Here is a 25,184-nt window from a genome sequence, read left to right as displayed (position 1 = left end):
CATGACAAAACTGAAACTCGGTCCCATCGTCGAGGACAAGCCCGTCAAGGTTACGGTAGAGCTGCCGGGGCCGCTTCATCGCGATCTTGCGACCTATGCCGAGGTGCTGGCCCGCGAGACCGGCCAACCCGCCGCTGATCCTGTCAGGCTGATCGTGCCAATGTTGGAGCGCTTTATCGCCACTGACAGGGGGTTCACGAAAGCACGGCGCTCCGTCCTGTCTCCGAAGTCGCAGGTCTGACGGCCATTGCTTTCGCCAGACTGAGAAAGCGACGGAAGGCGGGATTGTCGTTGCTCGCCGACCAGACGGCCGAAAAGGGCAGAACCTCGCCGAGGATCGGTCGGTAAACCACACCCGGAAATTGTGCGACGGTGATGGCTTCGCTCACCAAAGTCAGCCCTCGGCCGAGGGCGACAAGCGGCACCAGATTATCCCGACCGACATATTGCACCTGGATCTCGGGATGCCTGCCGAGATCCGCCAGCCGCCGCACCAGATGATCGTAAATTTCCTGTCCCGGAGCAGTCTCGCTGACGATAAAGGACTCGTCGGCCAGATCGCGCCATACGACTTCCTCCCTGTTGGCTAAGGCATGATGGTCAGGCAAGACCACGAACACACGCTCCGACCACAAGAGGACGCGTTCGCAATCCGGCCAGTCTCGTGTTCCAGTGATGAAGGCGACGTCGAGATTGAGTTGCCGGATCGCTGCGACATGCTCTGCGGGGTTCCCGTCAGCCACTTCGATTCTCACCGCGCTATGTCGCCTGCCGTAAACTTCCAGCAACTCCGCCAAAAAGCCGGAAGCGATCGAGGAATAAATACCGATCCGGACACGTCCCTTTTCAGAACGACCTGCGGAGGCAACCTCTCGAGCGCCTTCTCCAACAGTCCTGATGACCCTGCGGGCGTGTACGAGGAATCGCTGGCCGGCATAGGTTTGCGATACGCCCCATGTATGCCGGTGAAACAAGGAGGCGCCAATCTCGTCTTCCAGCTTGGCAATGGACCGACTGATTGCAGCTTGCGACCGTCCAACCGCAGCTCCTGCTTTGCGAAAGCTGCCATGCTCGACCACAGCCACGAAATAGCGGAGATGGCGAAGCTCGACTTTATCCGAACACTTGACCCCTTTCCGCATTATGCGGCCACCTTGCTTCTGGTCGCCAACATCAATGTCTGGAGAAAGCCCAAACGAATCCGTATGTCGGCACCATCATCGAGGTCCGCGGCATCATCTGCATAAACGTACCCTTCCGCGATCAGCGAGCCGAATAATTTGTCGACGGACGAACGGTTCTTCGCTTGGTCCTTCATTTCTGCCGCCTTGCATTGACGAAACGGGTATCAAGCAAGATCGTGCAGCCTCCAACCATTGGAAGGTCAAGACCGAAATTGCTTAAGTCCCGGTCTTAACCGCAGCGTGAAGATTGCCGTGTCGGCGATAAGTGCTGCTGCCTGCTTCAACGAACGCATTAGCGGCCCGCTCTTCAGCGGTACAGGCATCACATCGCCAAGAAGCCTTGTTTGTCAGTCATCAAAGTGCTCCTCGTCGATGTGGGTTGCCATGTCGATCAGCATGTCGCTCACGTGACTGTCTGCCACTTCGTAGAAAACCTGCTTTGACCGACGCTCCCCCCTGACGAGCCGTGCACCTCTGAGCAGGCGTAAATGGTGGCTAACCAGTGTCTGCGACAGTCCCAGGCTCTCAACAATGTCGCCGACGGACTTTGGACCCGGCAGGCAAAAGAGCAGAATTCTCAGCCGTGTAGGATCGCCCAGCAGGCGAAAAGTCTCTGCCAGTACGGTTACGTCGTTCTGCGACAGGGACGGGGCTTGCTTCAACGTTCATGCTCCTGCTTGCTGTGGACATGCTCAGGCCCATGGTTGTGGTGATGCCCATCATGGTCGTGTCGATCCCCATGCGCGTGCCCCGTCAAGGCAGAGGCTTGCGACAGGCTGCACGCGTCCGCATCGTCATTCCAGTCGATGGCGATGGTCGGATGTTCGATCTTAAACTGTGACTTCAACTCACGCTCGACCGCGCGCATCACCGAGCGAGCATCGACATCGGCTTTCGGCCGCACATGTAGGGTGGCCAAGGTCCGCCCGGACGTGATCGACCAGACATGGATGTGGCTCACCGACGCCACGCCAGCGATGTTCTCGACAAGATGGCGTTCGATCTTCTCGGGCGTCGCGTTATCTGGCGCACCTTCAAGCAGGATATGTATCGACTTGCCGAGGAGATTCCACGCGGCGCGCAGGATCAGCAGGGAGACAAACACCGAGAGGATAGGATCGATCAGCGTCCAACCCGTGTACATGATCACGATGGCGGCTGAAACCGCTGCCACAGAGCCGAGGAGGTCGCCCAACACATGAAGGATGGCACCCTTGATGTTCACGTGCTCGGTATCTCCGCGCGTCAGAATCCAGAACACGAGAATATTGATGAGGAGCCCCGCAATGGCGACGCCAAGCATCGGACCCGCGAGGATAACATGCGGTTCCTGAAAGCGCTGCCAGGCTTCATAGACAATCCAGACGACGATCGCGAATAGCGTGATTGCGTTGATAAAACCGGCAAGGACCTCGAAACGCAGATAGCCAAAGGTCCGGTTGGAGTCTGCCGCCCGCCGTCCGAACCGAAAGGCGGCATAAGCTAGCGCCAGCGCAGCCGCGTCGCTCAGCATATGTCCAGCGTCGGCGAGCAGCGCCAGCGATCCTGAGATCAGACCGCCGATCACCTCCACGATCATGAACGTGAGGATCAGGAAGAACGAGAGAAGGACCTTGCGCTCATTATCGCTCGTGACGGTCGGCGCATGGGAGTGATCATGGGAATGGTCATCATGAGAATGACCATGGCTGTGTGAATGGGACATTTCAGGGCTCATGCGGTTGACATACAACACATGAATATGTGTTCATATGTTGTATGTCAACCGCTCCGCTTGCAATTCGTCCAAGCAGGCGTCTGCGCAAGGCCTACGGCGGGTAGCGCGCCACGGAACCGCGCCGTAGGCTTAATGACTATCCTGTCAATGGACAGCGATCGTGCCGGTAGAAACCTGTCCCCTCTTAGCGTTGACCAGAACCGCGGCAATGACTGCGGCAATCACGAGGGCAGCTCCAGCTCCCGCAAGCGCAAGACCATAACCGTGGATCAGCGCATCGCTGGCCGATCTCACTAGCCCGGCGTCACCCGTCTCCCGCCCGCGATAGAGGGCGGCGAGTGCACCCGGCAACCTGCCAGCCGTGGCAGAGACTGCGATGGTCGAAAGGACGGCCAGCCCCAAGGCGACGCCGATCTGTTGCGAGGCGTTGAAGAGCGCCGATGCGATGCCCGTCTCCTGTGTCTGCACGCCTTTGACGGCGGTCAGCGCCAGTGCAATCACGGCCCCCACGAAACCGAAAGCGGTGAGGAAGGCCGCGGGCATGAAGTGCCACATATAGTTGAGTTCCTGTCCGATATTGGCGAGCCAGAACAAGGCAGCGCCGCCTATTAGTGCGGCGGGCGCTGCCACCTCGCGCGGCGCAAACCGCGTGACAAGCTTGGAACTGACAATGGCCCCAACGATAATACCCGCACCGAATGGCAGGAACGCCAGCGCGGTCATGATCGGGCTGTAGCCGAGGATGTGCTGCAAATAGAGCGTCAGCAGATAGATCATCCCCATCGGACCGAAGCCCAGCAGCAGCATGGCGAGGTAGGAACCCGCCCGGTTGCGCTCCTTGAACAGACGTGGCGGCAGAAGCAGGTCTTTGCTGCGCGACTGCAAGATCAGGAACAGCGGCAGCAGGATCGCGGCGGTAGCGAACGAGGCGAGCGTGATGCTGTCCGTCCAGCCATGTTCGCCGCCACGGGTGATCCCATAGACGAGCGCGGCCATGCCCACAATGCTGGTGAGCGCGCCGGTGAAGTCCGGGCGGCCTTTGTGCAGTTCCGCCTCGACAAGCGTTCTTGACCCCGCCAGCACAGCCAGGCCGATGGGAATGTTGATGAAGAAGGCCCAGCGCCAGCCCAGCAGCCCCGTCAGCAGCCCGCCGAGGATCAGCCCGGCGATGATACCAAGGCCGGACATTGCTCCGTAAACGGCCATCGCTCCGTTGCGCGCCTTGCCTTCGGGGAAGGTCGTCGCGATCAAGGCAAGAGCATTGGGGGCCGTCAGCGCCGCACCCACGCCCTGTAGACCGCGTGACGCGATTATGCTCATGCTGTCCTGGGCAAGCCCGACGAACAGGGAAGCAATGGTGAAGATCGCCATGCCCGCCTGCAGCATGCGCCGCCGGCCATAGATATCGCCCAACCTGCCGCCGAACAGCAGCAGTCCACCAAAGGCGAGAACGTAGGCGTTGATCACCCAAGGCAGGCTCGCAGCCGACATTCCGAGTTCGTTCTGGAGTGTCGGCAGGGCGATGTTCGCGATGGTATCGTCAAGCACCACCATGAGCTGAGCCGTCGCAATGACGGCCAGCGGCAATGTCGTGCTTGCAGGTGACGAAGCCACCGGAGGCTTCGGCGTTTGGGGGGAGAGCGTAGACATCCGGAGTTCCTGTTATTTTTCATGGGGCGTTCAGATGTCGCAGACCCCTAATCCTTCCAACGGCTGGAAGGTCAAGAACAAATTGCTTCCCAAATCCGCTGAAACTTGATCTATAAGCCGATGAGCTGCACATCGCCCACATTTTGCATGCGAGAAGCGCCGATCAGGCAATGGCGATCAGTGGTCTAGCTGGCCATGACATGACCAGATTCGTCGTTCACGGACGGGCCGAGCGGCCTGGCGCGGCAGGAACGGGCGGCGGTCAGACGGTCCTAGCAGCAAATTCGCCGGAACAAGGTTCGTCTTGACATGCTTCCTTCCTGATCCATTGCACCCCAGATGGGGCTTCCAACAATGGGAAGGTCAAGGCCGCCTTGGCCGCGATATCATTTTTCCTCGTTGACCCTTGACCTTGCCAACGTGGCAAGGACCAGATTTGTCCGTGAACGCCCAACAGAGGAGAGTTCGCATGTTCCGATTCACTGCTCCCGACATGACTTGCGGCGGCTGCGCGCGCCGGGTCAACAACGCGCTTCTGAGCGTCGATCCGGCGGCTGATGTCACCACCAATCCACCCACCCGCGAAGTGACGGTCACCACGAAGGTGGACGAGCAGGTACTCCCCGCCGCCTTAACCGAGGCAGGCTATCCGGCCGAACGCAAGGACCAGTCGGCGGCCGCGTGAGGCTTCTGGGCGCGGTGGCGGCTCGGCTGCGCCCCTTCGTCTCCGCCATTCTCAACAGCTCGACTCGACGTGCAAGTACACTCAAGAACCGCTCCACCAGAGAAATGCGCCGGCGACAAAGAGATAGCGTGCCGCTTTGCCGATCGACACGAATATGAGAAAACGAGAAAGGTCAACTCGCAGTGCTCCTGCCACAACTGTCAGCGGATCGCCGATAATCGGCAGCCAGGACAAGAGTAGAGACCACACGCCATAACGTCCGTACCAATCTGATGCACGGCTAAATGACCTGTCGTCAATCGGAAACCAGCGATGGTCTCGAAACCCTGAGAGGAACCTGCCCAGCGCCCAGTTCACCAAGGAGCCGAGCACATTTCCTGCCGTTGCGACGCCCACTAGGGTGACGAGGTTGGCCTGTCCCATTGTTAGAAGAGTCAGGAGCGCTGCCTCGGACGACCCTGGTAGGAGGGTCGCCGACGTGAACGCGCTTACGAAAAGGGCGGCATATGCGACAAGATCAGTTCCGATGTCTGCAACCAATGCCGTGCTGCCTCGAAGTTCGTCATGCACGCCGGCTCTGCTCATCGACGCCAATAGCTATTCTCAATTCTCAAGTCTGGCGCCAGAGCTGTTTCGCTCCGGCGCCGCGCTGCTTACTGGTTCGATCCGGCGTAGACTATGCCGTTCGGGCGATCGCCGACCGGCACGGTCTTGAGCACTTCCTGGCTCGCCACGTCGATGATCGAAACGCTGTCATCGGCAATGTTCGTTACGAACACGAATGCCCCGTCAGCCGATGCCGAGACGCCGTGGGCGCCGCTCCCGGTGGTGATCGTCTCGATCACGTTTCCGGACTCAATCTCGATCACGGAGACCGTGTCGTTCGGTTCCGCCTCGGTGCCCTGATTGGCCACATAGACGTAGGCTCCATCCGGGGTGGCGAACATCTGGATCGGGTTCGGCCCGACGTCGATCCTGTTCGTCACCTCGCGGGATGCGGTGTCGATGACGGCCACCCGGTTCTCGTCTCGAAGAGAGACGTAGACCTGATCGCCCGAGGGCGTGAACCCGACCTGAACAGGCGCTGCGCCCACCGGAATGCGCGCAACCTCGGTCAGCTCCTGCGTGTCGATGACGGAGACCGAGCCGTCCTCGACATTGGCCACATAGAGCTCGCTCTCATCCGGGTTGAGGCGCAGCCCGTGCGGATAGGCTCCGGTCGTGATGTGCTCGATCACCGAAGCCGCTGCGAGATCAACGACCGCAATCTCGTTCCCGCCGGACAGCGAAACATAGGCGCGGCCGCTACGATCGGCGACGACATGCGCCGGATGCGCACCGACTTCTACAGTGCCGACGGGTTGTGACAGCTGCTGCGGATCGAGCACCACCAGAAGCCCGTTGCCGGCATCGGCATGTCCCTGGTCATCCGATCCGTGAGCGTGATCGGAGGCAGCGCTCCCGACGGCGAGCAACAGCCTCCCGTCCGGTGTCCGATCGACATTGTGCGGTGAGACTCCGATCTGCACCGTCTCGACCGAACCCGTGCCGAGTTCGATGGCGCTGATCGAATTGTCGCCCTCGTTGGCGGAGTACACGGTTCCGCCTGTCTCGACCAAGCCGGCAGGCTGCTGGCCGGCATTCCTGTCCAGCCACGCCTGCATTTCGGCGATCTCACGTTCCTGTGCTTCAATGATCTGAGACGCCCACTCTCTTGTCTGCGGGTCATCTCCGTATCGCTGCACGATCTTCGCCATGTCGACCGCACCCTGATGGTGCGGGATCATGCCCCGGATGAAAGCGACGTCCGGGTCCTCGGCCATGACGCCCTCCATCATCGGACCGTGCATCTCCTCCATCGCATCGACATAGGCCTTGGTGAAGTCGGCGACATCGGCGTCGGCTGGAGCCGACTCTCCGCCTTGGGGAGCGGCCATCCCACCGTGCATCATGCCGCCCTGCATCATCTGCTGCATGGCGTCCATGCACGCTTGGGGCATGGTCTCCATCATGGCCCGGCATTCCTTCGGCATGTCCTGCATCGAAGGCATCTGTCCTGAAGGGGACATGGAGGCAGGGGCCCGTTCCTCCTGGGCCTGCGGCGTCTGAGGGTGATGGGCGTCATGCTCTGCCTGCTGCGCCAGAGCAGCGCCGGAGACTCCCATCAAGAGACTGGCAGAAAGGGCAACTATTGTTCGGTACGTCATGGTTCATCCTTTGGCACCGGAGAGCCGCGTCTAATTTCTGGACGCGCGCCTACCGTGGCTTCGTCTGACTGTTTGCTGCTTGAGTGCCGAGAAGAACACCTCCCGGCCGATGCGTTCACTACGCAGGGGCGGTCAGACGCGGTGGTGTCAGGAGGACTGAAGGATTTCGGCCCAGATCGCTGGCCTGGAAACCGAGCAATGGCTCGCCGTCCGAGGATGGCATCACAGGCGGCGCCTCGGGTAGCAGGGCAACAATGGTGCAGAGCTGGCCGCAATCGCGGTCCGGCGCCGTTTCAGTGTGACAGCATCGTTCGTCCGCAGCCTTGCTTCGGTCGTCGGAGTAATTCGAATGGGCCTCATGCTGTGCACCCGCAACGGTCTGATCCTGATACGAGCCGCGTGTGCCCGGGCTGGCATGCGCCGCTGCCAGGAAAACAAAAGCGCTGAACGCAAGCAGCAGCAGGCCTGTCAGGAACTGGCGGAGCCAGTCGCCTTTCGATCCGAAAGCCGCAGTCGAGCTCCTGCTCATGGCTTGGCTTCTTTGTCGAGGTCGGGATGGAGAGTTGCCACGCACCAGATGACATCCTTGCGGCCGTCAGTATCCGAGCCCAGGCAACCAGAGCTCCTGACAAAGGCAGGGTCTGCCCCGCAGGCCCGGTTCTGGATCGGACTGATGGCGACCGGATGGATCATGAGCACCGTTCCACTCAGATCTCCCGCGCGCCGCGGAAACGCCCGAAGGTTTTCTGGACGGAAGGGCCGAACAGGAACACCTCGTATGGCTCGGGGACCACGCCGGGAAAGTCCATGCCGGGGGAGCCGGCGGGCATTCCGGGAACCGCAAGCCCTGTCGCGAGCGGGCGCGCGGCCAGGAGGCGGCGAAGCGCGGCGGCCGGCACATGTCCTTCGATGACATAGCCGTCCACTTCGGCCGTATGGCAGGAGTACAACGCCGCCGGGACGCCGAGCCGCTGCTTGAGGCTTTCGACCTCGCTCGATTCCACGACGCTCACCGGGAAGCCGGCCGCCTCGATATGCTCGACCCATGCGCCGCAGCACCCGCAATTCGTATCCTTGGTGACGGTCACCAGAGGCAGTCCTGCCGAGCGAACCGTTCCCGCCGTTGAGAGCAGGAGGGGGAACGCGGTGGCGCTGGCGAGGAAGGAGCGCCTGCTGATCATATGGATGGTTTGCATCTCAGTTCCTCCATCTGGGCCGCAACTTCGTCAAAGCTGGATCACCGGAAAAATACGTATTTGATCAAAGCGGCGGCGGTAAGGAGCACGAGCACCAGAAGAACGATGCCCCACATCATCCCGCCCGACATCATGACATTGCATCATGGCCTGTTCTGCCCTTCCGTCGCAAAGATACTCATAGCGGCCCCCTTCGCCGCAGACTTTGACTTAGCGCAAGGATGGGACGGTATCCGGGCTGTTGGCGCCACCATCGTCACCAATTTTTCCAGATGGAGGACCTTCGCCCACGTCAGCCTCCTACAATCTCGTGACCCGCAGCCGGGAGGCGTTCGCGATGACGCTCACCGACGACAGCGCCATGGCGGCGGCCGCGATGATCGGCGACAGCAGGATGTCGAAGAACGGGTAGAGCACCCCGGCCGCCACCGGCACGCCGAGCGCGTTGTAAATGAAGGCGAAGAATAGGTTCTGGCGGATGTTGCGCATGACAGCCTCCGAGAGCCGGCGCGCGCGGACGATGCCCGTGAGATCGCCCTTGAGCAATGTGACGCCTGCGCTTTCCATTGCCACATCGGTACCGGTGCCCATGGCGATGCCCACATCGGCCGCCGCCAGCGCCGGTGCGTCGTTCACGCCGTCGCCTGCCATCGCCACCACCTCGCCTGCCGCCTTGTGACGCTGCACGACCGCGCTTTTCTGGTCGGGCAGGACCTCGGCCTCGACCTCGTCGATGCCGAGCCGGCGCGCGACCGCCTTGGCCGTGGTCCAGTTATCACCCGTAAGCATGACAACGCGGATTCCCTGCGCCTTCAGCGCGGCAAGCGCCTCGGGCGTCGAGGGCTTGACCGGATCGGCGATGGCGAAGATGGCAGCGATGCGGTTGTCCACTCCCATGAAGATCGCGGTTGCCCCGTCCTCGCGCAGCCGGTCGGCCTCATCCGCCAGTGGGGCGACATCAACGCCTTGCTCGGCTAGGAACTTGGCATTTCCAAGGGGAATGCGCTTGCCTTCGACCGTGCCGTAGGCGCCTTTGCCGGTCGGCGAGTCGAAATCCGCGACCGGTGCGGTCACGATCCCCCGCTCCTCGGCAGCGCGAACGATGGCCAGCGCCAGCGGATGCTCGCTGGCCCGCTCCACGCTGGCGGCAAGCCGCAAAGCCTCGTCCTCGGTGAACCCCGGCGCCGGCACGATTGCGGTGACGGCGGGTCGTCCCTCGGTCAGCGTACCGGTCTTGTCGACTATGATGGTATCGACCTTCTCCATATGCTCCAGCGCCTCGGCGTTCTTGATCAGCACGCCCGCCTGTGCGCCACGCCCGACGCCGACCATGATCGACATCGGCGTTGCCAGCCCGAGCGCACAGGGACAGGCGATGATCAGCACGGAAACCGCCGCGATCAGACCGAAGGAGAAGCGCGGCTCCGGACCCCAGATCGACCAGGTTATGAAGGCAAGGATTGCGACCACGATCACCGCCGGCACGAACCAGCCCGACACCTGATCGGCGAGGCGCTGGATCGGCGCGCGACTACGCTGCGCCTCGGCGACGAGCTGGACGATCTGCGACAGCATGGTGTCGCGGCCGACCTTCTTCGCCTCGATCACCAGCGCGCCGGACTGGTTCATGGTGCCGCCGATGGCGGTGGCGCCGACCTCCTTGGTGACCGGCATCGACTCGCCAGTCACCATCGATTCATCGACGGCGCTGCGTCCTTCCAGAACTTCGCCATCGACCGGCACCTTCTCGCCGGGACGCACCCGCAGGCGGTCGCCGACCCGAACGGTGTCGAGTTGAACCTCCTCCTCGGTGCCGTCGTCACGAATGATCCGGGCGGTCTTGGGGGCGAGGTCGAGCAGCGCCCGGATCGCGCCGCTGGTGCTCTCGCGCGCCCGCAATTCCAACACCTGCCCGAGCAGCACGAGCACAGTGATGACCGCGGCCGCCTCGAAATAGACCGCGACCGAGCCGTCATGCTGGCGGAATGCATCTGGGAAGATGCCCGGCGCCAGCGTGGCGACGACGCTGTATATCCACGCCGTTCCCGTGCCCATGGCGATCAGTGTAAACATGTTGAGGCTGCGGTTGACGAGCGACTGCCAGCCACGCTGGAAGAACGGCCAGCCCGCCCAGAGAACGACCGGCGTTGCGAGGATCAGTTGCAGCCAGTTCGAGACCTGCTGCCCGATGGCATGAGTCAGCCCGAACAGATGCCCGCCCATCTCGAGAATGAACACCGGGATCGCCAGAACGAGGCCGATCCAGAAGCGGCGTGTCATGTCGATCAGTTCGACATTGGGCTCGGCCTCAAGGCTGACCAGTACCGGCTCCAGCGCCATGCCGCAGATCGGGCATGATCCGGGGCCGTCCTGCCGGATCTCAGGATGCATCGGGCAGGTATAGACCGTCCCCTCGAGAATCGGTACTACCTCCGCCGCCGCCGGATCGAGATAGCTTTCGGGCTCGGCCAGGAACTTCGCGCGGCACCCGGCCGAGCAGAAATAATAGGGCCGGCCCGCATGCTCGGCCTTGTGCTGGGCCGTGTGGGGATCGACAATCATGCCGCAGACCGGGTCCTTGACCTTGTGCGTGTCGTCCTGCGCGACGGCCCCGTGATCATGCGCATGACCTTGGGCGGAATGAGCGTGACTCTGATTCTGGTGATCGTGTTCGGTCTTGCTGGCCATTTTCACGCCTCCTCGGCGTCTTATCCTAAGCTTGCTCTTCGCCTATTCTGCGCCTTCCAACCGTTGGAAGGTCAAGAGGTGATCGGAATCCGGGGTTCCTGCCAATCAGTGATTGTCGTGGATCTTTCCGATGCTGGTCCGTTCTTGCCCCGTCTGAGACTGCATGATGTCAATCTCGGCCGCAGAGTCCTCGCCGTCGAGGCAGTATTCCTCGATCTGCAACGTCGAGAAGTAGATGTTGAAACGCTCGCGCAGGAGATTGCTTGCTTGTCGCAGCACCCGTTCGCCTTCCTGAAAGTCCCCAACGCAGACGTGGCTTGAGAATACATTGCGCCCGGATGTCAGACTCCAGGCATGGACGTGGTGCACGTCGGTAACCCCCTCTAGCTGCCGTATGGCCTCGATGGCGGCCTCCAAGTCGAGGTCTTCGGGCGTGCCTTGCAGCAGGATGTGCAATGCCTCGCGCATAATACCCCAGGAAGCCCAGAGCAGCAGCAGTCCGAAGGCCATGCCAAGCAGCGGATCGATGGCCACAAAGCCCGTGAATCGGATCACCAGCGCCGAGACGATGATGAGGAAGCTGCCGACGAAGGTCTGCAGGATGTGCCAATACGCACCCCGCATATTCAGGTTGTCCTTCTGGCGCTCGTACATGAGCCAGAGCGCGACAAGCTCGGTGGCGATGCCGCCCGCTGCGGCGATCAACATCGGCGTCGTGGCCAGTTCGATGGGCTCCATGAGGCGCATCGCGCCCATCCACAGCACGTAGAGAGCCATGGCGACGAGGAAGAGGCCGTTGAAGAGGGCCCCCAGGATCTCCGCCCGAATGTAGCCGAAGGTGCGCGAGGGGCTGGATTTTCGCTCACCCAGACGCATGGCGACCAGCGCAATGAGCACGCCGCCCACGGCCGAGAAGGTGTGGAAGGCATCCGACATGACGGCGACTGAGCCCGTCCAGATGCCGATCCCGAGTTCCACGATGAAGTAAAGGCCGGTAAGCCAGCCCGAAATGACGAGCGCTTTGCGATCACCACTCGCCGGCATGTGGCCGGCATGACCGCCGTGAGACATTGACATAGGGTTCACCTCCTTGTTGCACAGGAGGACGCCGGTGCCGGCGTCCTCCTGCCAGCACGCTGCCTATGCGCTGACCGCGAATTCGGTCATCATGCCTGTTTCAAGATGCGGCATGTGATGGCAATGCAGCATCCAGCGCGCGGCTTCTCCGGCATCGAGTGCCACGTCGACCATCGACATCGGCGGCACATACACCGTGTCCCGCTGCGCGCCCGTGACCGCACGTCCATTCAGCCCGACGACCTGGAACACATGGCCGTGGAGATGCATCGGGTGACCCATCATCGACATATTGTGGAAGGACAGCACGATCCGTTCGCCGCGCCTCGCGGTAACCGGGCGATGCTGGCCCCAGACGGCACCGTTGATCGTCCACACATAGGGCTGCATCGAGCCGCCTAGCATCACCATGTGGCTGCGGTCCACCGGCCGCTCCGGCAAGGATTCGGAAGCGATCAGGCGCGTCTCCTGCGCAAGGTCGGTGTCAAAGGCCGGTGCTTCGGTCTCTGCCAAAGCATCAATGTGCCGTATCTCGGCGCCCGGAGTGGCAAGGATCAGACCGGTGCGCTCCCGCGCGCCTTCTCGCAGCGCGAGGATCGGCCAGGCACCGCCCTCCGAAGGCAGGTCGATCTCAAGGTCGAGCCGTTGGCCCATGGCCAGACCGAACCTCGTGCCGGAGAGCGGCTGAACGGCATGGCCATCAACCGCGACGAGCCGGGCCTGCGCTTCGCCGGTGTCGAGCCAGAACACCGTCGCCGCAGCGGCGTTGATGACCCGCAGGCGGATACGCCCGCCGCGCTCGACCTGCACCACTTCCGGGTCCGAGAGCGTACGATCATTGGCAAGATAGGCGTCCCAGTCGTAGTCGTTGAGGTCCATCGTCATGCCGTCCATGGTCCCCATTCCCATCATGCCGCCCTTGGCGCCGTGATCCATGCCAGTCATCGGCATGTTTCCCATCGCGCCGTGGTTCATACCTGACATTCCGCCCGTGCCTGTGCCTGTGCCGCTTCCGTGATTGCCCGTGGCACCATGGCCGGACTTGATCTCCGCCATCACCTCTTCGGGTGCCTTGAATGAGAAATCATGCAGAAACAGTACCACCTCCTGCCGGTCAGCGGCGACATCCTCGGCGCTGCGCACGATCAGGGGCGCGGCCAGAAGGCGCATCTCGTGCAGCGGAACATGCGCGTGCATCCAATAGGTGCCGGGCAGCGGTGCGAAGTCATAGGCGCGAGTCTCGCCGGGGGCGAGCATCGGCAAGGGCATGTCGGGCACGCCATCCTGCGCATTGGGCGGGATCTGGCCGTGCCAGTGGATCAGTGTGGCGGTGTCGAGTTCGTTCGTTAGATCCACCCGGAACGGCATGCCGGGATCGAGTGTCAGGCCCTGTCCGGATGGCCCGGCAAGGCCCCAGACAGTGGCGGCGCGTCCGTCGATGTCGAGCGTGCGGCTGGCGGCGCGAAGCGATAGCGGCGTGGCGTCCTGCGCTGCCGCCATCCGGGGCACCTGAGCGTAGGCCAGCATGGCCGCGCCAGCGGCGAGAAAGCCGCGTCGTGAAAGGGTATTCATGGTCGTCTCCTCGGGACCGCAGTCCCGTTCCTCAAAGCTGTCGGAAGGCCGCGGGCCGAATGCCCGGGCGCGATCAGAGGAGACGGATCTTCGGAGGGCGTTCGTTCAGTCCGAGCGCCCGACCGGGAATGCTGGCATCAGGCGGCAGAACATAGGCGGTTGACGTGTATTGGTTTCCAGAACCACCGCTCGGTGATACGAGAAAGATTGAAAAACCTGCACAAACCAGTTCACAGGTTCCCGCATCCATGTCTGCCGATCCGCAGTGTTTGCTGGTGCATGCAGGCTCAATGCCGGCTGCAGAGTTTGTAATCTCGCCCACATGCACAGCCTGTTCCGGCGGTATGCTCATTCGTGCCGCGTGCGCGGAGAATGCCATCGTCATGACGGCGACGCCGATTATGGCAAGCATGGAGACAACGCGCGCAAACATACTGGAACGATAGGTACTACTCACCGGAATGTCTATTGCAAATGGTGTCGCACCACTGGCAAATCCTCCTTGCCATCTCGTGCGTTGCAATTCCTCGTTACTGAACATGCGTGCCATGCGAAAGAAGCTCCTAAATACATTCTGGGCAGGGTCGCTCCTCGCAGGTGCGATCGTGGCGACATTGGCTGGGTGGCATTACGCCCGTTCCGAATCCATCGCTGCGGCATCAGCGGAGGTCGTCGAGCAGGGCCGACAAGTCTATGCGGATCAATGCGCGTCTTGCCACGGTGCGAATCTCGAAGGGCAGCCGGACTGGCGCTCGCCGCCTCCCTCCGGTCGGCTGCCCGCACCGCCGCACGACGAGAGCGGCCACACCTGGCACCATGCCGATGAGATGCTGTTCCGCATCGTCAAGGAGGGTACAGCGGCCATCGTCGGAGGGAGCTATGAGAGCGACATGCCTGGTTTTGCCGATGCCCTGAGCGACGGCGAGATCCGGGCTGTCCTCGCTTTTATTAAGAGTACTTGGCCGGAACGAGAGCGCGGATATCAGGAGGAGGTCTCCCGCCGCCGCTGAGTTTCGGAGTCCCGCCTACGCGGGCAGTTGTTGACCTGCGAAGTCGGCATTGACCCGTCCCGTTTCCGGCTCATCCATCCTTGGGCCTCATTGAACGGATGATGTCCTAGTGATGCCGCTGACATTTTTTCGGAGGCACAGGAAGTTCTCCGATAGCCAGATAAGCTTGAGACAACGGCTTGTGCGAAGCTGCGACGCCGAGCCCTCGCGCATCAATCAGTTCAAGAGCCTGCAATAGCTTCTCGGCAACTTCCATGTCGCCGTCCGAACATGCCCGTTTGAACAGGTGCAGGATTTCGCCGGCAAGCGTCATGGCTATTGCTCCCTGGCACCGTGACCGCTTCTTTCCGCCTTCGCCGACACGACGGGCCTCGTGTGCTCGAACCTGTTCCCTGTCGCGCCGGAACGATCGCGGGTGTGTGTGGGGCTGGTCTCAGGGTCATCAGTCGTCGCCAACTCATCGATGATCGGGCAGTCCGGCCGGGCATTGCCCCGGCAGTTCTCGGCAAGGTGCTTGAGCGTCATGCTCATCTCCCTGAGTTCACGCGCCTTCCGTTCAAGTTCTTCGACATGCTCGAGCGCCACGCGCTTGACGTCCGCGCTCGCCCGGTCTCGGTCTCGCCAGAGCGCAAGCAGTTCCGTCATTTTCTCGACCGAGAAACCGAGATCGCGCGCACGCCTGATAAAACGCAACGTATGCACGTCCTTATCGGAGTAATCCCGGTATCCGCTATCCGTCCGCGACGCTTCCGCGATCAATCCGATCGATTCGTAGTAGCGGATCATCTTCGCCGAGACGCCTGATGCCGCCGCTGCTTTACCGATGTTCATCGCTGGTTCCTTTCTTCGACTTATGTAGGCGCTTCTTCGGGCGTAAAAAACACGTCCGCATGTATGTCCTCGCCGCGCAAGCCCAGTTCGCGAAGCATGATGCCGGAAGCATCGATCATGGCAGGCGGTCCGGCCATATATGCCTTCCAGCCATTGAGGTCCTGCACGTCACTCACGATCGCATCCGTTACCAGGCCGGTTCGGAAGTGATCGGATCGGCTCACCTCCGAAAGCACGGGCATGAAGGTGAGGTTGTCGTAGGTGCTCGCCAGAAGACTGAAATGATCGACGAGATAGAGATCACGTTCCGTCCGTGCCCCGAAATAGAGATGGATCGGCTGCCGCAGGCCGCTTGCCAGCGCCGTTTCGACAATCGACTTGATCGGCGCCAGTCCCGATCCGCCGGCGACCGCCAGAATTGGACCCGTATGCTGTTCGCGCAGAAACGAACTGCCGAGCGGCCCGCGAACCGAAACCTCGTCGCCGACCTTGAGTGACCTGGCGACGTGTTCGCTCGTCGCTCCACCGGGCACATGCCTGATGTGGAATTCGAGATGGTCTCGACCCGGCTGGTTCGCCATCGAATAGTCGCGCGCCGGAACGCCATCGAACGTCACCTGCGCATACTGGCCCGCCTTGAACGCGACGGCCTCTCCCGTTTCGACCTCCAGCCTGATTTGCCGGATGTCGTGGGTTGCGTCATCGATCGCGACAACCCGCGTGCGATAGGTGCGGACGGGAAGATCAAGCTGTTCTTCCTCCTCATCGAGCCATGCGACCGTGCAATCCGTGAGCGGCTGCGCGCGGCATGCAAGGATCAGTCCCTGAGACCGCTCATCGTCCGTCAGGGCAAAGCGCGTGTGCGGCAGAAGATCGACCTCGCCGCTGACCAGTCGGGACTTGCACGAGCCGCAGCGGCCCGAACGGCATCCATGAGGATATGCGATCCCTTCTTCTAGCGCTCTCTCCAGAATGGTTCGGCCATCCGGCACGTCGATGATGCGCCCCGCCTGCCGAATTTCGATTTGTCTTCCCATGACAATCTCCCTCAGGCGGCGCCCGATGACAGGGCTTCCGCCAGACGAGGTTTCTGGTCAGCAAAGGTGCCATAGAAGACCTGTTCGTTGACAATCGTGATCGGGGCAACGCGCACGCCGGTCCGCGCTTTCGCCTCTTCGGCGATCTGCGGATCTGACAGGTCACGCTCTTCGAATGGGACACCCTGGTCAGCAAGCCATCGCTTGACGGCATGGCAATCGGGGCAGGTTGGCGTGGTATACAGCACCACTGACGGAGTTCCCGTATTGGTCATCGCTTCATTCCTTTACATGTGGCGAGCCTGCCGAAGCAGGCTCGCCTGTTTCTCATTCCGCAGGCGCAAGTTCAGGCTGACGGGGCCGGACTGCGCCGCTTTCCGCCTGCGCGGGCGCGCGGAAGGTCTTGAGCCTCAGCGCGTTGCCGAGGACGAAGACGCTCGACAGGGCCATCGCGCCGGCGGCAAAGACCGGCGACAGCAGGATGCCGTAGGCCGGATAGAGCAGACCGGCGGCAACGGGGATCAGAGCCGTGTTGTAGGCAAAGGCCCAGAACAGGTTCTGCCGGATGTTGCCGATCGTCGCCTTGGACAGTGCGATCGCGTTCGGCACGCCTTGCAGGCTGCCCGACATCAGCACCACGTCGGCTGCCTCGATGGCAATGTCCGTACCCGTGCCGATGGCAAGGCCCACATCCGCTTCGGCCAGCGCCGGAGCGTCGTTGATGCCATCGCCGACGAAAGCGACCTTGCCATGCTGGGCTTTGAGGCGGCGTACAGCGTCGACCTTGCCGTCCGGCAGCACTTCCGCCACCACCTCGTCGATCCCCAGCCGAGCCGCGATGGCTTTTGCCGTGCGGGCATTGTCGCCGGTGATCATCGCGACCTTGAGGCCGAGATCGTGCAGCGCCTTGATCGCTGCGGGCGTCGTCTCCTTGATCGGATCGGCCACGGCGATAATCGCCGCGAGCTTGCCGTCGATGGCGGCATAGAGCGGTGACTTGCCCTCATTGCCGAGACGTTCGGCAATCTTGGCGAAGGCAGCTACGTCGTGGCCGAGGTCTGCCATGTAGCGGTCAGCGCCAATCTCGACTTGGCTGCCGCCGACCATGGCCTTGACGCCGAAACCCGTCACCGACTCGAAGTCCGACACGGCCGGCAGCGGGATGTCCTCCCCGGCGGCCGCATCCACGATCGCACGGGCGATCGGATGCTCCGACTTCGCTTCGACGGCCGCAACCAAACCGAGGACATTTGCCCGGTTGAATCCGATGGCCAGTTCCAGATCGGTGAGCGCAGGCTTGCCTTCGGTCAGTGTGCCCGTCTTGTCGACGGCGACGACCCTGGCGTCCTTGAGCAGCTGCAACGCTTCGCCCTTGCGGAAGAGCACGCCCAGTTCCGCACCGCGGCCCGTGCCCACCATGATCGAGGTCGGCGTCGCCAGACCCATGGCGCAGGGGCAGGCGATGATCAGGACGGCGACGGCATTGACCAGAGCGAAGGTCAGCGCGGGCGACGGGCCGAACCACATCCATGCGGCGAAGGTGAGGATCGCTACCGCAAACACCGCCGGCACAAAATACATCGTGACCTTGTCGACCAGCGCCTGGATCGGTAGCTTTGAGCCTTGCGCTTCCTCGACCATGCGGATGATCTGCGACAGCACCGTGTTGCCGCCGACCGCCGTCGCACGGATGGCAAAGGCGCCCTTCTGGTTCACCGTTCCGGCCACGACCTCGCTGCCATTCGTTTTGGACACCGGGATCGGTTCGCCCGTGATCATCGATTCGTCGACATAGCTCTGGCCTTCGATGACCTCGCCATCCACCGGGATGCGATCGCCGGGACGAACCTCGACGATGTCTCCCGACAGCACGGCGTCGATCGGCAGTTCGATCGTCTTGCCGTCCCTGCGCACGCGCGCCATCTTGGCCTGAAGGCCGACGAGACGCTTGATCGCCTCGGAGGTGCGTCCCTTGGCACGAGCCTCCAGCAAACGGCCGAGCAGGATCAGCGTCACGATGACGGCGGCAGCCTCGAAATAGACGTTCACCGTTCCGGCAGGCAGGAAACCGGGCGCGAAGGTCGCGACCAGCGAATAGCCATAGGCGGCGAGCGTGCCGACCGCGACCAGCGAGTTCATGTCGGGGGCGAGCCGCCACAGGGCGGGCAGCCCCTTGTCGTAAAAGCGGATACCCGGAACGAACAGGACGATGGTCGTCAACACGAACTGGATATACCAGTTCGTCTGCATGCCGATGGTTGAAGCGATCAGGTCATGCATGCCCGGAATGACGTGTGAGCCCATCTCCAGGATGAAGACAGGCACCGTCAGCACCGCCGCGATGGTGAAATCGCGGGTCAGTTCACGACGTTCCGCTTCCTTCTTTTCGGTACGATCATCCGTCTCGCCCTGGCTGGTTCCTGCCGCCGTGGCGATCACCCTGGCGTCGTATCCCGCGCCCTCGATGGCAGCCACCAAAGCCGCCGCATCGGCGCTGCCCTGGATCGTGGCCTTCTCGGTCGCGAGGTTGACGACGGCATTAGTGACGCCGGGTACGGCCTTGAGCGCCTTTTCGACGCGTCCCACGCAGGATGCGCAGGTCATGCCCTCGATCGCCACTTCAAGCGAGGCTGCCGTCGGCGCGGAGAAGCTTGCCGCAACCTCATAGCCTACATCCTCCACGGCCTTGACGAGAGTGGCAGGATCGACCGCAGCGTTCGTGGTGATGCTCGCCTTTTCGGTCGCCAGATTGACGACCGCATCGGCGACGCCAGGCACGGCCTTGAGGGCTCTTTCGACACGACCTACGCAGGATGCACAGGTCATCCCCTCAATGGGGAGTGATATCGTTCCAGACAGGTCTGTTGCTCGAACGGGGGCATTCATAGCCGCCTCCTTTTTTGTCCCGAAATTCCAGTTCGGACAGAAGATGGGATTTCCAACCATGGGAAGGTCAAGAGGACAAACAGAGAAAAATCGCCATTGACCTTCCCATGGTTGGAAGCCCCACATTTGGCAACGTGAGACCAAACAAGGAGAATTCTCATGGAACTCAGAATCGAGAACATGACCTGCGGTGGCTGCGCAAAATCCGTCACCAAGGCGATCCAGTCAGTCGACCCCACCGCCAGGGTGGAGACGAATCCGGAGGCGCGGGCGGTCAAGGTTGAGACGACTGCTAGTGCGGGGGCTATTCAGCAGGTTCTCGAAGAAGCCGGCTATCCTGCAACTGTAAACTGACCAGGAGCTGTGTCATGAACAAGCTCACCCCGATCTTCATTGCCGGCGCGTTCGTCATTGCTGGCGGACTCGCCTACGCACAGTCTCAGATGGACGAGCAAGGCCAAGGAGCGACCATGAATCACGGCGAACATGCCGGACACGGCGCCACCGCGCCTTCGGATAACCCTGTCATTCGCGCCTACCAGCAAGTCAACGACAAGATGCATGCCGATATGGCGATCGAGTTTACGGGCGATGCGGATGAGGATTTCATGCGCGGCATGATCCCCCATCACCAGGGCGCCATCGACATGGCTCGTGTCGTTCTCGAACACGGATCAGACCCCGAGGTGCGAGCACTTGCTGAGGAGGTCATCTCCGCCCAGGAGGCGGAAATCGCGCAGATGCAGGAATGGCTGGCCAAGCGCAGCCAATGAGACGGTGAAGGGCGGATCAATTCCGCCCTTTTCCTTTGCCGGTCATCAGCACGAGGACGGTTGCCACCGCGAAGGCGACAAGCGCCCCATCGGTGCGCCTTCGGTCAAGGCAAACGGCTCGCGTGGACGCTGAACCACGTCTGGAACCCTGTTTCGAAAATGGTGATGCGTCCGCGGGCCTCGACCAGGGATAACAGCGTATCGGCCAGATCCCTGACCGCAAGCAACCCGACCCGAAGCTCTCCAACTGCGGCGATCAGATTCTCGGCTCTGATCTTCATGTCCATCTCCTTCGTTTGGCCCTCCAAGATGAGGGTTCCAACCATTGGAAGGTCAACCCCACTGATGATCGCGACAATGGTGCAAAGCAGACAGAAAGCGCCGGCGAGATTTTTTGATCGGAGGGAACCAAGATGGCTCTCGAACCTTAAATATACCCATACGGGGTATTTTACGGCCATGTGCCAGAAGGACAACAAAGCCCTCCGCGCGAGGCTCAAGCGAATCGAAGGACAGGTGCGAGGGGTCAGCCAGATGGTGGCCGATGACCGTTACTGCATCGATATCCTGCATCAGATCCACGCCATCAAGGCGGCGCTGGCCAAGGTCGAGACCGAAATCCTCAAGACCCACGCCGCTTGCTGTGTCGAGGAAGCGATAGCGGCAGGTGATGCGGACGCGCAACGCCGCAAATTCAGCGAGTTGGTCGAGGTGTTCGCAAAAGCAAAACTCTGAAATCGAAGGACTGACGACATGGCCACTTCCACCGCAAAACGCGCCGACCTGCACAGGATGGTGACCCACGAACATACCTGTCCCTACGGTCTCAAATCGCTCGACCTCCTGAAACGGCAGGGCTACGAGGTCAACGATCATGAGCTGACGTCGCGCGCCGAGATCGATGCTTTCAAGAAAACGCACGGCGTCGACACCACACCGCAGACCTTTATCGGCGGCAATCGCATCGGCGGCTACGACGATCTTCTCGCCTTCTTCGGCAAGGAGGTAAAGGACAAGGACGCCACCACCTATACGCCGGTGATCGCGTTGTTCGCGATGGCTGCGTTGATGGCGCTAGCGACGAGTTGGGCCGCGTTCGGTACCCTTGCGACCGTTGCGGCGGCAGAATGGTTCATTGCCATCGCCATGTGTCTGCTCGCCCTGCAGAAGCTCAAGGACGTGGAAAGCTTCGCTACCATGTTCCTCAACTACGATCTGTTCGCCCAGCGCTGGGTGCGCTACTCCTACGTCTATCCGTTCGCCGAAGCGCTGGCGGGCATCCTGATGATGGCCGGCGCGCTGATGTGGCTGTCGATCCCCGTTGCCCTCTTCATCGGCACTGTCGGAGCCGTATCGGTCTTCAAGGCGGTCTATATCGACAAGCGCGAACTCAAATGCGCCTGCGTTGGCGGTGACAGCAACGTTCCGCTCGGCTTCGTCTCGCTGACGGAGAACCTGATGATGGTCGGAATGGCGATCTGGATGCTACTCAAGCCCATGGGCATCGGTCTCGGACATTAAGCGAAAACCAAGGAGCCACGAGATGACCCAATCGTCCCATAATGGCAAGCACGAACACGCCGATCACGGCGAAGGACGTCCCTACCTGATGTTCTGGATCAACATGGCGCTCGGCCTGATCGTCATGTACGTCGTCATGTTCTCGATGATCGACGGATTTCAAGATTTCCGAAACAATCTCAACATGTTCTACATGGCCGTGACCATGTGGGCGCCGATGGGCATCTTCATGCTGGCAACGATGCCCGGCATGTTTCCGCGAAAAGGGCTCAATATCACCCTCTACGCCGTCTTCCTCGTCTTGACGATCGCCTCATTCGCAGCCACACGAAGCCAAACCCTGATCGGTGACGGGCAGTTCATCGATTCGATGATCCCGCACCACTCGGGCGCGATCCTCATGTGCCGGGAAGCAGACCTGCGCGATGCTGAATTGCTGACGCTTTGCGAAGAAATCATCGCAGCCCAGCGCAGCGAGATCGAGCAGATGGAGACAATTAAGGCTCGTCTCGATCAAAGGCCCTAAGACCTGTTGCCTTGCCCAATAGCGTCCGAGAATGGCAGGCTCAATGAGGATTGCATGACAAAACATCATGAGGATGGTCGCAGCTTCGTCACGGTCGTCAGCAAAAGCCAGCCGTGCCGGACCTGCGGCGGCTATTCGAGACCTTGAATGCCGCTCACGAGGGCTTCTCTTGAGATCTCGCCCATGTGTACCGATTGCAGCGTCCCGTCGCTCTTGAGGAACAACGTAGCCGGCAGGCCCGGTACCTCGTAATGACGACCGAACTCACCGAGTCCGTCGAGCACCACATGCTCAAGCTCAAGATTCTCGGCTGTGAGGTAGCGCTGAATGATCTCCTGGCCTTCACCTTGGTTGACGAAGACAAGTTCGGCAGCGTCCGTATTTGCGGCAACGTCCGCCATCATCGGCATTTCACGGCGGCAGGGCGGGCACCACGTCGCCCACAGGTTGATGACCACAGGTTGACCTTCGAGTTCATTTGGATTGAACCGTTCTCCGGCCAGCGTGCGGTAGATGTCTCCGGTCGGCAGCGGTGTCGCCGGCACGCCGGCGCTGAGCTGCAGTACGAAGAACGCGACATAGGCCGCAGCGGCGCTCGGCAGGGCCGTCCACAATGTGAGCCGCAATTCGCGCCGGAAGCGAAAGAACGTGTAGGCGAACGCCAGCGCAATGCCGGCTTCGATCATGAAGCCGCCCTGCCACATGTAGAATACGCGCAGCGGCTCGGCGAGGAAACTGCTCGCGTGCTGGATGACGTGCCCGACGCGCGCGCCGACCACGAAAGCGACGGTCGCGCCCCAGGCCCAGGACGAAAAGCGCTGATCGACCTTGCGGGCGAGGATCTCGCTCAGCAGGAGAAAGGCGGCGATGGCGAGGATCGCGGCGAAGCGGTCGGGTGCGAAGACGAAAGGCCCGATGGCGACTGCGTTCATCTCACTGCCTCGCCTGAGAGACCGATGTCAGCAACGTATCGGTTGTCACATCGCCGATGAGGCGGGAGCCGTTTGCCTCCGAGGCATTTCGGTTGAAGAAGATCATGGTCGGTGGGCCGACCACAGCAAGATCGCGCATCAGACCCTGACTGGCCTCATCCAGTCCGGTCAGATCCACCTTGACACGCTGGAAGTCGTTCAGTGCGGCAACGATTTCCGTGCTCGAAAAGACGTCGCGTTCGATCGTCTTGCAGATGACGCACCAGTCGGCCGTGAAATAGACCAATGTCGGACGTCCGTTGGCAGAGGCAATCGCTTGCTCGACCTGCGGCGTCGAGTTTGCCTCGATGAATGTCATCTCGGACTGGGCGATCTGCTGGCCCGAACCGGTCATGACGAAGTGGGCGAGCGGACGTAGCGGGTCGGTCCCGCCCGACGCCGCCCCGATCGCCAGGATGACGCCGCCGAGGGAAACCCCAAGTCCGGCGGCTTTGCGGAAACGTGGCCAGGCACCCGCATCGGCCAGGAGCCGATCAGCGACGCCGATGAAGACCGCAACAATCAAGAGGAGGCCCGCCCAAAGCGCCAGCGTCACTTGCGGCGGCAGGATTCGGGAGACCATCCAGATCGCCGCGCCGAGAAAGACGAAGCCGAACGCGTATTTGACCTGCACCATCCACGCCCCCGCACGCGGCAGAGCGCGGCTCCCCATCGTGCCAAAGGCGATCAGCGGAATGCCTTGGCCGAGCCCGAGGGCAAACAGCGCACTCGCGCCGATCCAGGCATCGCCCGTATGTGCGATATAGAGAAGTGCCGCGGCGAGCGGCGCGGTGACGCAGGGACCGACGATCAGCGCGGAAAGGAAGCCCATTCCGGCGGCTCCGCCCACCGAGCCGCGCGTGCCGGCCTGTACCCCTGCCATCCGGCTGACCCAGGTGGTCGGCAGTTGCAGTTCGAACAGGCCGAACATCGCCGTCGCCAGCACGACGAACAGCGCTGCGACGGCGCCAATGGCGTAGGGCGATTGCAGCACCATCTGGAGGTTTTGGCCGGACCACGCGGCAACCACGCCAAGCAGGCCAAACGCTGCGGCCATTGCCAGCACATAGGCCAAAGACAGGATGAAGCCGCGCCGGGCCGTCAATGCCTCGCCCTCGCGCGCCAGGGTCGCGCTCAGGATCGGATACATGGGCAGCACGCAGGGCGTGAAGGCGAGCAACAGCCCGAAGGCGAGGAAACTCACGATCACCCAGATCGCACCGCCGCTGGCGAGAAGCGAGCCGACCATGCCGCCGTCCTGCGTGTCCTCAGCCAGGCTGAAGCCGCCGTTTCCCGTCCCTCCGGCAGGGGCGGCCGGAGTTGGACCTATGCCAAAGCCGACAACGGGTTCGGAAACCTGAAGGTTTGCCGTGTTGACCGTCAGGGTCAGCGGCGGATAGCAGATCGAATCCTTCTTGCAGCCCTGATAGGTGACTGCGACCTGCCCGGGCGCTTCAGTGCCGAGACGTGCCACCGCTTCAAGATAATAGACCTCCGAAGGACCGAAGTTGGCATCCTCTGTCTCCACGACGCCCGGTCCAGTCGACAGCGGGATCGGCTCGCCGGTCGCGGCATCCTTCGCTTCCAGATGATCGCGATAGAGGTAATAGGGGCCTGTCGCAAACATTTTCGGAGCGCGCGATTATCCCCTGA

29 protein-coding genes are annotated in these 25,184 nt (G+C 61.7%); 8 read left to right on the top strand and 21 right to left on the bottom strand.

The genetic code is table 11. The features are described from left to right. Position 1: 1 nt before the first annotated feature. Positions 2-241, top strand: coding sequence for a DUF2274 domain-containing protein (locus NDN16_RS13935; protein ID WP_012092665.1), 240 nt, complete (start codon positions 2-4; stop codon positions 239-241). On the opposite strand, the gene NDN16_RS13930 is transcribed toward NDN16_RS13935, so the two are convergent. From NDN16_RS13930 to NDN16_RS13910, 5 genes are all read right to left on the bottom strand, one after another. Then, positions 195-1,142 carry a LysR family transcriptional regulator gene (locus NDN16_RS13930; RefSeq protein ID WP_012092666.1) on the bottom strand — a complete coding sequence of 316 codons (948 nt, stop codon included), beginning with the start codon at positions 1,140-1,142 and terminating at the stop codon, positions 195-197. The genes NDN16_RS13935 and NDN16_RS13930 overlap by 47 nt on opposite strands. Continuing rightward, on the bottom strand, positions 1,142-1,318 hold the full coding sequence (locus tag NDN16_RS13925; protein WP_012092667.1) for a hypothetical protein: 177 nt from the start codon (positions 1,316-1,318) through the stop codon (positions 1,142-1,144). The genes NDN16_RS13930 and NDN16_RS13925 overlap by 1 nt, the downstream gene beginning before the upstream one ends. Before the next feature lie 213 nt (positions 1,319-1,531). After that, positions 1,532-1,846, bottom strand: a complete 315-nt coding sequence (locus NDN16_RS13920) for an ArsR/SmtB family transcription factor (protein WP_012092668.1) — start codon at positions 1,844-1,846, stop codon at positions 1,532-1,534. Next, positions 1,843-2,889 (bottom strand): cation diffusion facilitator family transporter, encoded by a 1,047-nt coding sequence (locus NDN16_RS13915; protein ID WP_192388688.1) that lies wholly within the window; start codon positions 2,887-2,889, stop codon positions 1,843-1,845. The genes NDN16_RS13920 and NDN16_RS13915 overlap by 4 nt, the downstream gene beginning before the upstream one ends. 156 nt (positions 2,890-3,045) lie before the next feature. Beyond that, positions 3,046-4,551: an MFS transporter gene (locus NDN16_RS13910; protein ID WP_251114168.1), complete on the bottom strand. Its 1,506-nt coding sequence runs from the start codon at positions 4,549-4,551 to the stop codon at positions 3,046-3,048. Between the two features lie 469 nt (positions 4,552-5,020). Between NDN16_RS13910 and NDN16_RS13905 the strand changes: the two genes are divergently transcribed. Then, positions 5,021-5,236, top strand: a complete 216-nt coding sequence (locus NDN16_RS13905; RefSeq protein WP_012092671.1) for a heavy-metal-associated domain-containing protein — start codon at positions 5,021-5,023, stop codon at positions 5,234-5,236. Between the two features lie 81 nt (positions 5,237-5,317). Here NDN16_RS13905 and NDN16_RS13900 read toward each other — a convergent pair whose 3' ends face one another. The 8 genes from NDN16_RS13900 to NDN16_RS13865 form a co-directional block, all read right to left on the bottom strand. After that, the gene (locus tag NDN16_RS13900) at positions 5,318-5,821 is read right to left on the bottom strand and encodes a YqaA family protein (protein ID WP_012092672.1); all 504 of its coding nucleotides are present in this window, start codon (positions 5,819-5,821) and stop codon (positions 5,318-5,320) included. A gap of 68 nt (positions 5,822-5,889) precedes the next feature. Continuing rightward, positions 5,890-7,248 (bottom strand): CopM family metallochaperone, encoded by a 1,359-nt coding sequence (gene copM / locus NDN16_RS13895; RefSeq protein WP_231771507.1) that lies wholly within the window; start codon positions 7,246-7,248, stop codon positions 5,890-5,892. Between the two features lie 313 nt (positions 7,249-7,561). Then, positions 7,562-7,972, bottom strand: coding sequence for a hypothetical protein (locus tag NDN16_RS13890; RefSeq protein WP_251114167.1), 411 nt, complete (start codon positions 7,970-7,972; stop codon positions 7,562-7,564). 178 nt (positions 7,973-8,150) lie between these two features. After that, on the bottom strand, positions 8,151-8,639 hold the full coding sequence (locus tag NDN16_RS13885) for a DUF411 domain-containing protein (RefSeq protein ID WP_012092675.1): 489 nt from the start codon (positions 8,637-8,639) through the stop codon (positions 8,151-8,153). Positions 8,640-8,939: 300 nt separating this feature from the next. Further along, positions 8,940-11,327 (bottom strand): heavy metal translocating P-type ATPase, encoded by a 2,388-nt coding sequence (locus tag NDN16_RS13880; RefSeq protein WP_012092676.1) that lies wholly within the window; start codon positions 11,325-11,327, stop codon positions 8,940-8,942. Positions 11,328-11,432: 105 nt separating this feature from the next. Next, entirely contained in the window at positions 11,433-12,404 is a 972-nt protein-coding gene (locus NDN16_RS13875) for a cation diffusion facilitator family transporter (protein ID WP_012092677.1), read from the bottom strand. 63 nt (positions 12,405-12,467) lie between these two features. Beyond that, the gene (locus NDN16_RS13870) at positions 12,468-13,931 is read right to left on the bottom strand and encodes a multicopper oxidase family protein (RefSeq protein WP_435301105.1); all 1,464 of its coding nucleotides are present in this window, start codon (positions 13,929-13,931) and stop codon (positions 12,468-12,470) included. Positions 13,932-14,049: 118 nt separating this feature from the next. Next, positions 14,050-14,526, bottom strand: a complete 477-nt coding sequence (locus NDN16_RS13865; RefSeq protein WP_197057541.1) for a hypothetical protein — start codon at positions 14,524-14,526, stop codon at positions 14,050-14,052. Here NDN16_RS13865 and NDN16_RS13860 point away from each other — a divergent pair. Further along, entirely contained in the window at positions 14,525-14,986 is a 462-nt protein-coding gene (locus NDN16_RS13860; RefSeq protein WP_028034407.1) for a c-type cytochrome, read from the top strand. The genes NDN16_RS13865 and NDN16_RS13860 overlap by 2 nt on opposite strands. A gap of 106 nt (positions 14,987-15,092) precedes the next feature. Here NDN16_RS13860 and NDN16_RS13855 read toward each other — a convergent pair whose 3' ends face one another. The 5 genes from NDN16_RS13855 to NDN16_RS13835 are packed head-to-tail and all read right to left on the bottom strand — an operon-like array spanning position 15,093 to position 19,740. Beyond that, the gene (locus tag NDN16_RS13855; protein WP_028034408.1) at positions 15,093-15,299 is read right to left on the bottom strand and encodes a hypothetical protein; all 207 of its coding nucleotides are present in this window, start codon (positions 15,297-15,299) and stop codon (positions 15,093-15,095) included. Positions 15,300-15,301: 2 nt separating this feature from the next. Further along, complete coding sequence (gene cueR / locus NDN16_RS13850) at positions 15,302-15,817, bottom strand: Cu(I)-responsive transcriptional regulator (protein ID WP_012092680.1); 516 nt, start codon at positions 15,815-15,817, stop codon at positions 15,302-15,304. A 20-nt stretch (positions 15,818-15,837) separates the two neighbouring features. Further along, on the bottom strand, positions 15,838-16,854 hold the full coding sequence (locus tag NDN16_RS13845; RefSeq protein ID WP_012092681.1) for a 2Fe-2S iron-sulfur cluster-binding protein: 1,017 nt from the start codon (positions 16,852-16,854) through the stop codon (positions 15,838-15,840). 11 nt (positions 16,855-16,865) lie between these two features. Beyond that, on the bottom strand, positions 16,866-17,129 hold the full coding sequence (locus tag NDN16_RS13840) for a glutaredoxin family protein (protein WP_012092682.1): 264 nt from the start codon (positions 17,127-17,129) through the stop codon (positions 16,866-16,868). Positions 17,130-17,181: 52 nt separating this feature from the next. Beyond that, complete coding sequence (locus NDN16_RS13835; RefSeq protein WP_028034409.1) at positions 17,182-19,740, bottom strand: heavy metal translocating P-type ATPase; 2,559 nt, start codon at positions 19,738-19,740, stop codon at positions 17,182-17,184. Positions 19,741-19,899: 159 nt separating this feature from the next. Between NDN16_RS13835 and NDN16_RS13830 the strand changes: the two genes are divergently transcribed. Together NDN16_RS13830 and copM (NDN16_RS13825) are read left to right on the top strand one after the other, a co-directional pair. Beyond that, a complete protein-coding gene (locus tag NDN16_RS13830; protein ID WP_012092684.1) occupies positions 19,900-20,094 on the top strand; it encodes a heavy-metal-associated domain-containing protein in 195 nt (64 codons plus the stop codon). Between the two features lie 14 nt (positions 20,095-20,108). Continuing rightward, the gene (copM, locus tag NDN16_RS13825) at positions 20,109-20,513 is read left to right on the top strand and encodes a CopM family metallochaperone (protein WP_012092685.1); all 405 of its coding nucleotides are present in this window, start codon (positions 20,109-20,111) and stop codon (positions 20,511-20,513) included. Between the two features lie 104 nt (positions 20,514-20,617). Here the strand turns inward: copM (NDN16_RS13825) and NDN16_RS13820 are convergent, their stop codons facing one another. Further along, positions 20,618-20,794, bottom strand: coding sequence for a hypothetical protein (locus tag NDN16_RS13820; RefSeq protein ID WP_156122387.1), 177 nt, complete (start codon positions 20,792-20,794; stop codon positions 20,618-20,620). A gap of 178 nt (positions 20,795-20,972) precedes the next feature. On the opposite strand from NDN16_RS13820, the gene NDN16_RS13815 reads away from it, so the two are divergent. From NDN16_RS13815 to NDN16_RS13805, 3 genes are read left to right on the top strand one after another with little or no spacing between them, the layout of a single operon-like run. Further along, entirely contained in the window at positions 20,973-21,248 is a 276-nt protein-coding gene (locus tag NDN16_RS13815; protein ID WP_028034411.1) for a metal-sensitive transcriptional regulator, read from the top strand. Between the two features lie 18 nt (positions 21,249-21,266). Next, positions 21,267-22,034: a glutaredoxin family protein gene (locus tag NDN16_RS13810; protein ID WP_012092687.1), complete on the top strand. Its 768-nt coding sequence runs from the start codon at positions 21,267-21,269 to the stop codon at positions 22,032-22,034. A 22-nt stretch (positions 22,035-22,056) separates the two neighbouring features. Continuing rightward, the gene (locus NDN16_RS13805; RefSeq protein WP_012092688.1) at positions 22,057-22,560 is read left to right on the top strand and encodes a DUF305 domain-containing protein; all 504 of its coding nucleotides are present in this window, start codon (positions 22,057-22,059) and stop codon (positions 22,558-22,560) included. Positions 22,561-22,691: 131 nt separating this feature from the next. Here the strand turns inward: NDN16_RS13805 and NDN16_RS13800 are convergent, their stop codons facing one another. Then, on the bottom strand, positions 22,692-23,492 hold the full coding sequence (locus tag NDN16_RS13800) for a TlpA disulfide reductase family protein (protein WP_251114166.1): 801 nt from the start codon (positions 23,490-23,492) through the stop codon (positions 22,692-22,694). 1 nt (position 23,493) lies between these two features. Beyond that, positions 23,494-25,158, bottom strand: a complete 1,665-nt coding sequence (gene dsbD, locus NDN16_RS13795) for a protein-disulfide reductase DsbD (protein WP_251114165.1) — start codon at positions 25,156-25,158, stop codon at positions 23,494-23,496. Positions 25,159-25,184: the final 26 nt, after the last annotated feature.

Source organism: Aureimonas altamirensis (assembly GCF_023702225.1).
Lineage (GTDB): Bacteria > Pseudomonadota > Alphaproteobacteria > Rhizobiales > Rhizobiaceae > Aureimonas > Aureimonas altamirensis_B.
The sequence above is the reverse complement of the archived record's forward strand: the minus strand, read 5'-3'. Positions and strand labels throughout refer to the sequence as shown.